Annotated in this window: 15 protein-coding genes; 2 read left to right on the forward strand and 13 right to left on the reverse strand. The window is 66.6% G+C overall.

The genetic code is table 11. From position 1 onward, the window contains the following. Nucleotides 1–27: 27 nt before the first annotated feature. Complete coding sequence (locus Q0D93_RS14055) at nt 28–264, reverse strand: hypothetical protein (RefSeq protein WP_294395470.1); 237 nt, start codon at nt 262–264, stop codon at nt 28–30. 84 nt (nt 265–348) lie between these two features. Between Q0D93_RS14055 and uvsE the strand changes: the two genes are divergently transcribed. Then, nucleotides 349–1,515 carry a UV DNA damage repair endonuclease UvsE gene (uvsE, locus tag Q0D93_RS14060; protein ID WP_294395471.1) on the forward strand — a complete coding sequence of 389 codons (1,167 nt, stop codon included), beginning with the start codon at nt 349–351 and terminating at the stop codon, nt 1,513–1,515. A gap of 149 nt (nt 1,516–1,664) precedes the next feature. Here the strand turns inward: uvsE and Q0D93_RS14065 are convergent, their stop codons facing one another. Together Q0D93_RS14065 and Q0D93_RS14070 are read right to left on the reverse strand one after the other, a co-directional pair. Next, entirely contained in the window at nt 1,665–4,466 is a 2,802-nt protein-coding gene (locus Q0D93_RS14065; protein ID WP_294395473.1) for a valine--tRNA ligase, read from the reverse strand. Between the two features lie 62 nt (nt 4,467–4,528). Beyond that, a complete protein-coding gene (locus Q0D93_RS14070) occupies nt 4,529–4,960 on the reverse strand; it encodes a MarR family transcriptional regulator (RefSeq protein WP_294395475.1) in 432 nt (143 codons plus the stop codon). 143 nt (nt 4,961–5,103) lie between these two features. Here Q0D93_RS14070 and Q0D93_RS14075 point away from each other — a divergent pair, with 143 nt between their 5' ends. Continuing rightward, nucleotides 5,104–5,529 (forward strand): organic hydroperoxide resistance protein, encoded by a 426-nt coding sequence (locus Q0D93_RS14075; RefSeq protein ID WP_294395478.1) that lies wholly within the window; start codon nt 5,104–5,106, stop codon nt 5,527–5,529. A gap of 79 nt (nt 5,530–5,608) precedes the next feature. Here the strand turns inward: Q0D93_RS14075 and rplS are convergent, their stop codons facing one another. From rplS to Q0D93_RS14125, 10 genes are all read right to left on the reverse strand, one after another. Beyond that, the gene (gene rplS, locus Q0D93_RS14080; RefSeq protein ID WP_294395479.1) at nt 5,609–5,998 is read right to left on the reverse strand and encodes a 50S ribosomal protein L19; all 390 of its coding nucleotides are present in this window, start codon (nt 5,996–5,998) and stop codon (nt 5,609–5,611) included. Nucleotide 5,999: 1 nt separating this feature from the next. Further along, nucleotides 6,000–6,728 carry a tRNA (guanosine(37)-N1)-methyltransferase TrmD gene (trmD, locus tag Q0D93_RS14085; RefSeq protein ID WP_294395481.1) on the reverse strand — a complete coding sequence of 243 codons (729 nt, stop codon included), beginning with the start codon at nt 6,726–6,728 and terminating at the stop codon, nt 6,000–6,002. Continuing rightward, the gene (locus Q0D93_RS14090) at nt 6,725–7,006 is read right to left on the reverse strand and encodes a hypothetical protein (RefSeq protein ID WP_294395482.1); all 282 of its coding nucleotides are present in this window, start codon (nt 7,004–7,006) and stop codon (nt 6,725–6,727) included. Before Q0D93_RS14090 ends, trmD begins: the two co-directional genes overlap by 4 nt. Beyond that, nucleotides 7,003–7,386 (reverse strand): type II toxin-antitoxin system VapC family toxin, encoded by a 384-nt coding sequence (locus Q0D93_RS14095; protein ID WP_294395484.1) that lies wholly within the window; start codon nt 7,384–7,386, stop codon nt 7,003–7,005. The genes Q0D93_RS14090 and Q0D93_RS14095 overlap by 4 nt, the downstream gene beginning before the upstream one ends. Further along, entirely contained in the window at nt 7,387–7,674 is a 288-nt protein-coding gene (locus Q0D93_RS14100; protein WP_294395486.1) for an AbrB/MazE/SpoVT family DNA-binding domain-containing protein, read from the reverse strand. A 30-nt stretch (nt 7,675–7,704) separates the two neighbouring features. Beyond that, nucleotides 7,705–8,208, reverse strand: coding sequence for a ribosome maturation factor RimM (gene rimM / locus Q0D93_RS14105; protein ID WP_294395488.1), 504 nt, complete (start codon nt 8,206–8,208; stop codon nt 7,705–7,707). A gap of 181 nt (nt 8,209–8,389) precedes the next feature. Continuing rightward, the gene (gene rpsP / locus Q0D93_RS14110; protein ID WP_294395490.1) at nt 8,390–8,788 is read right to left on the reverse strand and encodes a 30S ribosomal protein S16; all 399 of its coding nucleotides are present in this window, start codon (nt 8,786–8,788) and stop codon (nt 8,390–8,392) included. Nucleotides 8,789–8,823: 35 nt separating this feature from the next. After that, a complete protein-coding gene (gene ffh / locus Q0D93_RS14115; protein WP_294395492.1) occupies nt 8,824–10,308 on the reverse strand; it encodes a signal recognition particle protein in 1,485 nt (494 codons plus the stop codon). 164 nt (nt 10,309–10,472) lie between these two features. Beyond that, a complete protein-coding gene (locus Q0D93_RS14120) occupies nt 10,473–11,345 on the reverse strand; it encodes a polysaccharide deacetylase family protein (RefSeq protein WP_294395494.1) in 873 nt (290 codons plus the stop codon). After that, nucleotides 11,342–12,553 carry an SGNH/GDSL hydrolase family protein gene (locus Q0D93_RS14125; protein WP_294395496.1) on the reverse strand — a complete coding sequence of 404 codons (1,212 nt, stop codon included), beginning with the start codon at nt 12,551–12,553 and terminating at the stop codon, nt 11,342–11,344. The genes Q0D93_RS14120 and Q0D93_RS14125 overlap by 4 nt, the downstream gene beginning before the upstream one ends. Between the last annotated feature and the right edge of the window lie 6 nt (nt 12,554–12,559).

The raw sequence follows: 12,559 nt of genomic DNA on the forward strand, positions 1-12,559 counted from the left end.
TCGCCGGGGCGTCGGGATCCTCGACGATCAGCGCGAACGCCACCGTGCCCGCCGGCGGATCGCGCCAGACCAGGGGGGTGACATGCCCTGCCCGTCCGCCGTGAAGCGTTCCGGCAAGCGTGCGCCATTGGCGAAAGCGGGGCTCGCCAGCTCCAAGCCGGTGTTCGGCACGGCCAGCGCCGGATCGACGATCGCCAGCTTGGCGTGGCCCGCGCGGACATTGCGCAGCATCGAACCCAGCCAGTGCGGAATGTTCTCCAGCATATCCGTCGCTCTCCTTGGCCCGCACCAACGCCGCCACCGACGCATGGCTCCGGACCCGGATCCTGAATCGGTCGTTCCGCCACCATGGTTCACGCGCATCACGATCGCCCGCTGCGGCTCGGCTTTCCGGTCAAGGTCATGGGCAAGCCCGGCTTCAAGTCCAACGACACCCGCCGCTGGCAGAGCAGCCCGCACCTCAAGACATCGTTGGAGGAGGTCGATCGCATCCTCGATTACCTTCACGCCGTGAAGATCGACATGTACCGGCTGTCGTCGGACCTGGCGCCTTACGCCACCCACCCCGATCTGCCGCAATTCCACACGCAAGTGGCCGAAAGCGACGCCGAACTGGCCGCTTTCGGGGCCAAGGCGCGCGACTATGACATCCGCCTGTCCTTTCACCCCAGCCAATATGTGCTGCTGAACTCGCCCGATCCGAAGATCACGACCAAGTCGATCTGGGACTTCGCCAGTCAGGCCGAGATGCTCGACCGGATGGGCTGCGGCCCGGAAGCGGTGATGATCACCCATGTCGGCGGCGTCTATGACGACCACCAGGCAAGCCGCGCGCGCTGGATCGAGGGGTGGGAGCAATGCCCCGACCATGTGAAGGAGCGGCTGGTGCTGGAAAATGACGACATCCGCTTCTCCGCCGCCGACGTGCTGTGGATCCACGAACGCACCGGCGTACGCTGCGTGTTCGATTACCAGCATTTCTGGTGCCTCAATCCCGAGCGCGCCGACATGCGCGACACGCTGGAGCGCATGCTGGCGACCTGGCCTGAGGGCGTGCGGCCCAAGATTCATTTCTCCTCGCCCCGCACGGAAATGCGCGAAATCAAGCAGGCCATCACCGCCAAGCAGCGCGCGGCCGGAAAGATCGTCAAGAAGGGCGAGCTGACCAAGACGGTGGTGAAGCCGACCGCCCGGGTGAAGACCGTGCTGCGCCCGCCGATCTGGACCGGCCATGCCGATTTCACCAACCCGTTCGAGTTCGCGACCTTCATGCGCATGGCAGAGGGCCTGGAGTTCGACGTGATGATGGAAGGCAAGTCGAAGGACGTCAGCCTGCTCAAGCTTCGCCCCGACCTGCTCCGTTTTGCCCCCGACGTCGCAGCGCGCTTCGGCATCTATGCCGAGGATGCCGACGCCTTGGCCCGCGATGAGGCCGCGTTGGAGAATGGCGTCGGCGCGGAGGAGGAGGCCGACGTGGACGAGGGTTCGCCCGTGCTGGAGGTGGAGACGGCGTAACCACCCCGTCGCCGCTGCGGAGGCAGGGGCCCATGCCTCTCACGTCCAGCGACACCGCTCGGGGCCAGCAACCCGGCCATGCCCTCAAGACCATTACCCAGCCGCCGCAGAGATGGCCCCCGTCTGCGCAAGGGGCGGCGGGGCTGGCCTTACCCCAGCCGCGCCAGCGCCGCCCGCAACCGCTCGGCTTCCGCCGACTTGGCGGCGTGATCCTCCCGCGCCTTGGCGACGGCCTCCGGTTTCGCCTTTTCCACGAAGGCGGGATTGTTGAGGCGGCCGGACAGCGAGGCCGCTTCCTTCTCCGCGGCATCCGCCCCCTTGGCGAGGCGCGCGCGTTCGGCGGCGAGGTCGATCACCCCTTCCAGCGGCAAAGCGAAGGTCGCCTCGTCCACCACCACCTGCGCCGCGCCGGTCCCCTCAAAGGCCGTCGGCTGGATCGCCTCCAACCGCGCGAGGCGCGACAGCGTCGCCTGCTGGCGATCGAGCCGACCATTCGTCTCGGCTGACGCACCGCTGACGTGGAGGGTCAGCTTGGCGCTGGGCGGGACGTTCAGCTCGGCCCGGGCGGCGCGAACCTCCTGCACCAGCCGGATCAGCCACTCGATCTCCGCGCTCGCCGCCGGGTCGATCGCGCGGGCGTCGGCCATCGGCCACTTCGCCACGATCAGATCATGGTCGCGCGTCGCCACCGCGTGCCACAATTCCTCGGTGATGAAGGGCATGAACGGGTGGAGCAGCACCAAGATCTGGTCGAGCACCCAGCCCGCCACCGCGCGCGTCTCGTCCGCCGCAGCCTGATCCTCGCCCTGCAGAATCGGCTTGGTGAGTTCGAGATACCAGTCGCAGAACTGGCTCCACACGAACTGATAGATGGTGTTGGCGGATTCATCGAAGCGCAGGTCGACCAGCGCCAGATCCAGTGCCTGGATGGTCTTCACCGTCTCGGCGATGATCCAGCGATTGACCGCCTGCGTCGCGGGCGGCGGCTCCAGCGTGGTCGATCCGGCGATGCCGTTCGATTGGGCGAAGCGGGCGGCATTCCACAGCTTGGTCGCGAAGTTGCGATAGCCCTCGACGCGCTTCTCATCCAGCTTGATGTCGCGCCCCTGGCTCTCCATCGCCGCCAGCGTGAAGCGTAGCGCGTCGGCGCCATATTGGTCGATCAGGCCAAGCGGATCGACCGTGTTACCCTTCGACTTGGACATCTTGGCGCCCTGTGCATCGCGGACGAGGCCGTGCAGGTAGAGCGTCTTCCACGGGCGCTCGCCCATGAAATGAAGCCCCTGCATCGCCATGCGCGCATCCCAGAAGAACAGGATGTCGAAGCCCGAAATGAGGACGTCATTGGGGTAATGGCGCTTCAGCGTCTCGCTCTGCTCCGGCCAACCGAGCGTCGCGAACGGCCACAAGGCGGACGAGAACCAGGTGTCGAGCACGTCGGTGTCTTGGAAGATAGCAACCTCGTTCTTCGTTTGCTCCCTTAGACGCGCATTGCCCGACACAGCCTCATCCCGCTCAAGATACTCCTCCTCATCGGAAACAAAAACAAACTTTTTGTCCTCGCCATAGTATGCCGCAAGTTGAACATGAAGATCGTCATCATCAAGACATACGAATGGCTGATCTTCTATCATCCAATTTATATCGGAAAGATCGGCTGCCCCCTCGCGTATCTTAGGACCATACCACACAGGAATCCGATGCCCCCACCACAATTGGCGGCTGACGCACCACGGCTGAATATTCTCCAGCCAGTTATACCACGTCTTCTTCCACGTTTCCGGCACGACGCGGATGTCGCCTGAGCGCACCGCTTCAAGCGCCGGCTTGGCGAGGGTTGCGGCGTCGACATACCATTGGTCGGTCAGCCACGGTTCGATCACCGCGCCCGAACGATCGCCATAGGGGGTCTGGATCACGCGATCCTCAACCTTCTCCAGCACGCCTTGCTGTTCCAGCAGCGCGACGATGCGGGCCCGCGCCTCGAACCGGTCGAGGCCGATCAGGTCGGCCGGGATCAGGCCGTCGGCGGTCTGGACGACCTTCGCATCGGCATCCAGCATGTTGAGCATCTCGGCCGGCTTGAAGCCGGCGCGGCGGCCCACCTCGAAATCGTTGAAGTCGTGGCCCGGCGTGATCTTCACCGCGCCCGATCCCAGTTCCGGATCGGCATGCTCGTCGGCGACGATCGGGATCAGCCGGCCGGTGATCGGCAGCCGGATCTGCTGGCCGATCAAAGCCGTGTACCGCTCATCCTCCGGGTTCACCGCCACCGCCATGTCGGCCAGCATCGTTTCCGGCCGCGTCGTCGCGACCGAGATCGTGCCGCTGCCGTCAGCCAGCGGATAGGCTAGGTGCCAGAAATGGCCGTTGCGCTCCTTGGTCTCGACTTCCAGGTCGGAGATGGCGGTGCGGAAATGCGGGTCCCAATTGACCAGCCGCTTGTCGCGATAGAGCAGGCGCTGCTTGTAGAGTTCCACGAACACCTTCACGACGGCCTTGGAGAAGCCTTCGTCCATGGTGAAGCGTTCGTTGGCCCAGTCGCACGAGGCCCCCAGGCGGCGAAGCTGGCGGGTGATCTGGCCACCGCTTTCGGCCTTCCACTCCCATACCTTGTCGATAAAGGCGTCGCGGCCGAGTTCGGCGCGGGTGACGCCCTCCTTCGCCAAATTGCGCTCGACCACCATCTGGGTGGCGATGCCGGCATGGTCGGTGCCGACCACCCACAACGAATCCTTGCCCTGCAGGCGGGCATGGCGGACGAGAATGTCCTGCAGCGTGTTGTCGAGCGCGTGGCCGATATGGAGCGATCCCGTCACGTTGGGCGGCGGGATGACGATGGTGAAGGGTTCGGCTTCCCCCCGCTCGGGACGGAACAGGCCAGTGTTTTCCCAATGCGCGTACCAGTGCGCTTCGATGGCGGCGGGGTCGAAGGTCTTGTCGATGGTCATATCGCGTCGACCCTTAAAGAGGGATGCGCGCGGATGCGACCCCCTCCGCGCGGCGGCGCATGTCAAGTATCGGTCAAAGCCGTGCGCAGCGCCTGAACCTGCCGGTTGAGCGCGGCCAGATCGGCGGTGCTCATCGCCGTCCGCTCCATCAACGCTTCACCCAGGCAGCCGCACTCTTCGCGGATGGCACGACCGCGATCGGTCAGGTTCACCCGTACCTGCCGCTCATCGTCGGGATTGCGAGTGCGCTGAACCAGGCCGGCTGCCTCAAGCCGCTTCACCAGCGGCGTGACGGTACTCGATTCCAGCGACAGCCGCTCGGCGATACCGCCGATCGTGCGCCCGTCCTGCTCCCACAGGGCATGCAGCACCAGATATTGCGGATAAGTCAGGCCAAGCCGGTCGAGCATGGGCTTGTAGGCGCGGCCGATCGCCATGCTGGTCGCGTAGAGCGAGAAGCAGAGCTGCTGGTCGAGTGGCAAGGGGGCGGACATGGCATCGTCTCCACAGGTCGGCGGGGCAGCGCGGATCCTATATCGTGATAAGGAATCCGCTGGACAAGGACCGTCGGACTGCCTAGCCATCATATGTCGCGATAATTAATATCGCGGTTTAGTTCATATCAGGAGGCTATACCATGTCCGTCGACGTCAAGTATCGCACGCGCGCCGCCGCTACCGGGGGCCGCGACGGCCAGGCCCGCAGCGAGGACGGGCGGTTCGAGGCCAAGCTGTCCACGCCCGCCGAACTGGGCGGCGCCGGCGGTGACGGCACCAACCCCGAGCAATTGTTCGCGGCGGGCTATGCGGCCTGCTTCATCGGCGCGCTGAAGGTCGCAGGCATGCAGCTGAAGCTGTCGGTGCCCAACGATGCAAAGGTGACCGCCACGGTCGGCATCGGCCCCCGTTCCGAAGGCGGCTTCGGCATCACCGCAGACCTTGCAGTCGAGCTGCCGGGCATGGACCGTGCCGATGCCGAGAGGCTGGTCGCCACCGCGCACCAGATCTGCCCCTATTCCAACGCAACCCGCAACAATCTGGATGTCGGGCTGACGATCGTCTGAGCCGATCCGGGTCGCGCAAACGAAAAGGGCCGCCCCGGTAATCCGGAGCGGCCCTTTTCGTTGATCCTCGCGAGGGCGATCAGCCCTGCGCCGTGTCCTTGGCCGGACGCGGATCGCGACGCTCCGCGATACGCGCCGACTTGCCGGTGCGCCCGCGCAGATAATAGAGCTTCGCGCGACGGACGACGCCGCGACGCACGACCTCGATCGAGTCGATGTTCGGCGAGTAGAGCGGGAACACACGCTCCACGCCTTCACCGAAGGAGATCTTGCGGACGGTGAAGCTGCTGCCCATGCCCTTGTTGGAGCGGGCGATGCACACGCCTTCATAAGCCTGAACGCGGCTGCGATCGCCTTCGACGACCTTCACGCCGACCTTCAGCGTATCGCCGGGGCGGAATTCAGGAATAGCCCGCTTGGCCGACAGTTCGGCAATCTGCTCGGCTTCGAGCTGCTGGATGAGGTTCATGTCACTCTTCCTTCTTCTGCCGCGCGCCAGAGGGAGGCTGGACCCGAACGCCGATATGACGCTCCCAAAGGTCCGGTCTCCGTGACCGTGTGATGATCTCGGCCTGTGCCTTACGCCAGGCCGCGATCTTCGCATGATCCCCCGATCGCAGCACTTCGGGGATCGTGCGCCCTTCCCATTCAAATGGTCGGGTATAATGCGGATATTCGAGGAGGCCGCTTTCGAAGCTTTCCTCGTCCCCACTGGAAGCCGCGCCCATTACGCCGGGAAGCAGCCGGACGCAAGCATCCAGCAGCACCAATGCGCCGGTTTCGCCGCCGGACAGGACATAGTCGCCGATCGACACTTCCTCGATCGCGCGCGCGTCGAACAGGCGCTGGTCGACCCCCTCGAACCGGCCGCAGAGGATGGTGACGCCGGACCCGCCGGCCAGCTCGCGCACGCGGGCCTGGTCGAGCGGACGACCGCGCGGGGTCATGGCGATCAACGGGCGACCATCGGCATGGGCATCGATCGCGGCGGCCAGCACGTCGGCGCGCATCACCATGCCCGCGCCCCCACCCGCCGGCGTATCGTCGACCGAGCGATGCTTGTCCGTTGCGAAATCGCGGATCTGCACCGCCTCCAGCGACCATCTGCCCTGAGCCAGCGCGCGCCCGGCAAGGCTGATCCCCAGCGGCCCGGGAAACATCTCCGGGTAAAGGGTCAGGATCGTCGCGGCGAAGCTCATGCGCCGACCCTCCGCGCCACCAACTCGGTAAAGACGGCGGTAGCGGCCCCACTCGCCAGCATCGCCCACGCCACCATGCCCCATGCGGCGATCAGTGCCGGCTCCCCGGTGGAATGGAGGGCGTAGAGGATCGCAAGCGGGGGGACCAGCACCATCAGCACCGTCACCACCATGCGCAGCCGTCCCGGCGCGCCCCGCCGCCGCGCGCCGACCACGCCATAAGCGATGGTCGCCAGATAGAGCGGGATCAGGATCAGGAAGAGCATGTCGATCGTCATGCGAGGGGCAATGTCCAATTCTCCACTCGCAGACCGGGAATGTCGGCAAAGTCGGCTGCGTTGTTGGTGACCAGCGTCAGGTCGCGACTGACGGCATGCGCCGCCAGCAGCCGATCGAACCGCCCGCGTCGGAATGGCAATGCGGCAAAAGCCTCCGCATCCTCCCGCTCGAACGGCACGACGGGAAACTCCTCGCACAGTCGTCCGAGCCGGTCGCCTGCTGGCATCTTGCCGAGGCGAGCCCCCACGCCCAGTTCCGCCAGCACGATCACCGACAGGCCGATCGCACCGGCCTCCGTTCCGGCGATCCGCTGCCGCAACCCGTCATAGCCGGCATTGAAGAGGTAGACGCAACAATTGGTGTCGATCAGATATCGCACCTAGTCCTGGTCCTTCCAGCCCGGCCAGGCGGGGTCGTCCCAGACGCGCGGCGAATCGTCGAATTCGCGTTCTTCCCGCGTCAGCGGCCGCGCATCCGGCATGATGCCCCAGATCCCCGTCAGGTCGATCTTGCGCTTTGCCGGGGCGATCGGCTCGACCTTGAAGCTCGTCTGATCCTCGCGGACGATCCGCATCTCGGTGCCCTCCGCGACGCCCAGCGCCTTGGGCAGGCGCAAGGCGACCGAATTGCCGGACTTGAACACCTTGGCGCGATATTCCTCGCTCATGCCAGCCTCCGTATATACGGGCGGTATATACTAGCCGACGAAGGCCGCGTCCACGATCAGGCGCTCGCCATTCCATTCGGGCACCGCTTCGGGCCGCATCGGCACCATGAAGCGTTTGCCGTCGGGACGCTCGACCTCGATCACGTCGCCAGCGCCGAAATTGTCGATCAGCACCACCTGGCCGAGGCTCTCACCCTCGGTGGAGACGCACGGCAGGCCGATCAGGTCGGAGTGGTAATATTCGCCCTCCTCCAACGGAGGGAGTGCGGCGCGGGGTACGGTGAGTTCGGTGCCGCGCAGGGCCTCGGCGGCATTCCGATCGCGCACCTCGTCGAACCGCGCGATCAGGCCGCGCAGGCTCTTCAGCGTCAGCTCGCCGGCGTTGAAGCTTGTGTAGGGCGCAAGATCGTCGGTGAAGAGCTTCAGCTTCACCTCGCCGCCGATGCCGTGCGCGCCGGTTACCACGGCAAGCACGACAGGGCGTTGTCCCGCGTCAGGCGCGGGGGGAGCCGGGTTGGGGTGGATTGGCGTCATCTGAGCCTTCGGCGGGTTCCGGTGTGGAGACCCCGTCGTTGGTCGGCTTGGCGGCGTCTTCACCTGGACCTTGGCCGGCACCCGCTTCGGGATCGGGATTCTGCTGGTTCGGGGCGGTCATCATCGTCTCTCCTTGCATGTCGCAAGGGGGAAACGCAGACGAGCCGCCCCGGTGCCCGGATCAGGCCTCGGCCGTCTCTTCCGCGGGCGCTTCAGCCGGGGCAGCGGCGGCCTCGGCAGCGGCGGCTGCCTTGTCCGCACGCTCCTGCGCGCGCTCCTTGGCCTTTTCGCCCGGCTCGGCCTTGTTCGGGTTGTTGCGCGCGGCACGCTCCTTCACGCCGGCGGCGTCGAAGAAGCGGGCGACGCGGTCGGTCGGCTGCGCGCCATTGGCGAGCCAGTGCTTGGCACGCTCGGTGTCGAGGATCACGCGCTTCTCGTCATCCTTGCCGAGCAGCGGGTTGTAGGTGCCGATCTTCTCGATGAACGCACCGTCGCGGGGCGAGCGGGCGTCGGCAACCACGATACGGTAATAAGGGCGCTTCTTGGCGCCACCGCGCGACAGGCGGATCGAAACGGCCATTGTATAATCTTCCTTCGTCTGGAGTTCGGTTGAGTTCAGCGTTTCTTGAGGAAATTCTGGAAACCGGGGGGCAGGCCCTGCGGACCGCCAACGCCGCCGCCAGGAAGGCCCGGCAAGCCACCCGTAGGCAGGCCGGCCCCGCCGAGCATGGACTGGAGATCGCCCTCGCCCGGCATCCCGCCGCCCTTGCCGAAGAGGGCGCCCAGCTTGGACAGGCCACCCATCTTCTTCATCTTCTTCATCATGGTCGCCATTTCCTGATGCATCTTCAGGAGCTTGTTGACGTCCTGCACCGTGGTGCCGGAGCCCTTGGCGACGCGGATCTTGCGCTTGGCGGCCATCAGTTCGGGCCTGGCGCGCTCCTGCGCGGTCATGGAGCCGATGATCGCATCCATGCGGACCAGGATGCGGTCGTCCGCCGCGCCGTTGGCCATGGCCTGCTTCACCTGCTTCACGCCCGGCAGCATCGCCGCCAGGCCCGACAGTCCGCCCATCCGCTTCATCTGGTTGAGCTGGGCGCGCAGGTCGTTCATGTCGAACTTGCCCTCGGCCATGCGCTGGGCGAGCTTTTCGGCGTCCTCGACCTTGATCGTCTCGGCCGCGCGCTCGACCAGGCTGACCACGTCGCCCATGCCCAGGATGCGGCCGGCGACGCGTTCCGGGTAGAAGGGCTCCAGCCCGTCCAGCTTCTCGCCCGTCCCGGCGAACTTGATCGGCTTGCCCGTCACGGCGCGCATCGACAGCGCCGCGCCGCCGCGCGCATCGCCGTCCATCCGGGTCAGCACCACGCCGGTCAGCGGCACCTGTTCGGAAAAGTTGGTGGCGACGTTGACCGCGTCCTGACCGGTCAGCGCATCGACGACGAGCAGGATTTCGTGCGGCGCGGACACCTCCGCCACCGCCTTCATCTCGTCCATCAGCGCCTGATCGACGTGGAGGCGACCGGCGGTATCGAGCAGCAGCACGTCGAAGCCCTGCAGCTTCGCCGCCTGCATCGCGCGCTGGGCGATCTGCACCGGCTGCTGCCCCGCGACGATCGGCAGGGTCGCGACATCGGCCTGCAGCCCAAGCACCGCCAGCTGCTCCTGAGCGGCCGGGCGGTTGACGTCGAGCGACGCCATCAGCACCTTCTTGGCGCCGCGTTCCTTCAGGCGCTTGGCGATCTTGGCGGTGCTGGTGGTCTTGCCCGAGCCCTGCAGGCCGACCATCATCACCACCGCCGGCGGGGTCACATCCAGCGCCAGGTCCGACGATTCGGCGCCGAGCATCGCCACCAGCTCGTCATGGACGATCTTGACGACCTGCTGGCCGGGCGTGACTGAGCGCAGCACATCCTGGCCGACCGCCTTCTCGGTCGCGGCATCGACGAACTTCCGGACCACCGGCAGGGCGACGTCCGCCTCCAGCAGGGCGATCCGCACCTCGCGCATCGCACCGCGCACGTCGGCCTCGGTCAGCGCGCCACGACCGCGCAGACGGTCGAACGCTGCGCCAAGCCGATCGCTGAGACTGTCGAACATAGACCCAAACCCCACTTCATGCCGCCCAACGCACAGCGAGCCGGCGGACGAAACCTCGTCGGCCGGCTTGGCGCCCACCTTCCCGGTGTTCACCGCGCGTCACGTTCAGTCGGAACGATATTGGGCGCTTCTAGGGCAAATGCGCGCTCATTGCAAGGAACCGCCTAGCGGCAGAGCGCCCCTACCCGCTCCAGCAGGGCGGCGGAGGCGGCGTCGCCCATCGTGCGCACGGGCAGCGCGGGCCCGGTTGGATCCACCAGCCCGGCATTGGCGGGATCGGCCGCCGCCTTCTCCAGCGTAACGAAGCGGAAGCCGTGCTGGCGGTAGAGCGTGAGCAGGCGCGGCAACATGCGTGCGTCGAACGCACCCAGGTGCATCAGCAGGATGTCCGGCGGCGTGCGCCCGAACTGTGCCATCTGCGTCTGTTCGGACAGGCGGATGCTTGCTTCCGCGGCATTCAGATAGGCTCGCTCCATCTCGGCCACAGCGGCGGTGTTGCCCTTCGCCATGCAGCGCGCATAGGGATCGTTGAACGCCCAATCCCCGAAGCTGGCCGTCACGCCGGCGATGCGATAGCCTTTACGGGCGAGATAGGCCCGCGCGGCGGCCTGCTTCGCCGGATCGGCGGCGGCTTCGTCCAGGAAGGGGAAGCGCAGCCAGTGCCAGTCCTTGCCGCCCATATAGTGGCGCAGGACCGGCTCGTTCTTCGCTACCTCCTGCTCGAACGTGGCCGCATCCAGCGTGCTGAGGCCAAGATGCGCCCAGCCATGATTGCCGAGCGGAAAGCCGGCCTCGCGCCACGCGGCCAGGACCTTGTCCGACACGGGTTCCCGCTCCAGCTGCACGCCGTTGATGAAGCCGTAAACGCGCGGCACCTGCGCCGACCGCAATGCCGCGATGATGTCGTCCGCCACCTGCATCCGCGTGACACCGGGCGGCAGCGCGGCATGGGCGGGCAGATCGTCGAAGGTGAACGCGATCTCGCGCGCGGACACGGGCCCGGTCGCCAGCGCGGCCATGGCAAGGATGCGGATCATGGCAACAGCACCTTCACGTCGATCGCCTGCCCCATAGCGTGGTAGCCGGTCGGAGAGGGATGGATATGGTCGCCCGAATCATAAGCGGGCAGCAGCCGCGTCGGATGCGCGGGATCGCGGGTGACGCGGTCCAGATCCACCACCGCGTCGAACGCGCCGCCGGTGCGGATCCATGTATTGATCGCCTGACGATCGGCTTCGTTTGCGGCATCGGGATGGTAATAGCCCATGCCCATATAAGGCATGATAGTGGCGCCGACGACGCGTACGCCCTGGGCATGGGCGCGGTCGACGATCTGGCGGTACCCGGTGATCATCCGCTGCACCAGCGCGCGATGCTCTGCGGGGGTGGCGGGCGCGTCGCGGGTTAGCGTGCCGAGGTCGTTGACCCCTTCCAGCACCACCAAAGTCCTTACGCCCGGCCGCGCCAGCACGTCGCGATCGAGTCGCGCCAGCGCGTTCGGGCCGTTGCCGTCGAGCAGCAGGCGATTGCCGCCGATCCCGACATTGACCACGCCCAGCCCGCGCGTGCGCGCGTCGCTCTGGAGGCGATTGGCGAGGATATCGGGCCAGCGATCGTCGCCATCGGTGGTGGCGCCGCGCCCGTCCGTGATCGAATCGCCCAGGGTCACGATCGCGCTCACCTGATCCAACGTATCGACCTCGACCCCGGTCAGCCAATACCAATGCTCGACCGTCTTCGCGCCCGGCAAATCGGGCGCGTCCGCATGGTCGCCGGCCAGGTAATAAGAGGTGGCACGCGCGCCGGGATGGCCGGTCTGCGCCTCCGGCAAGGCGGCGAGGTGGAGCGAGACGGCAACGCTGGCCAGCGCCGGCACGTCCAGCGTGACCGGATCCGACAGATAGTCCGCGCCCGCCGGAATGGTGACGCCGGGCCGCCCGCCGAAAGTCAGCGCACGGTCGGTGCCATCCAAGACTCGTGCGCCGCCCTTGCCGGCGGCACGGGCGAGGTGGACGTTGGCGATGGTCAGCGGCTCACGACCGAAGGCGTTGGACAGGCGGATGCGGAGCGACCGGCCACCCAGCGACAGGCGCACGATCTGGCGCAGCGTCACGTCCGTTCCCGTGACCGGCAGGGCATTGTCCGACACGGCTGCCTGCTGCGCCGAACCCCAACTCGCGACCCATTTGGCGGACGCGGGTTGGGCAAGCACCCCCATGGTGGCGAGGAGCAGGAGCCTACGCACGCGTGC

Origin of the sequence: uncultured Sphingomonas sp. (assembly GCF_934560975.1) — a bacterium.
GTDB lineage: Bacteria > Pseudomonadota > Alphaproteobacteria > Sphingomonadales > Sphingomonadaceae > Sphingomonas_I.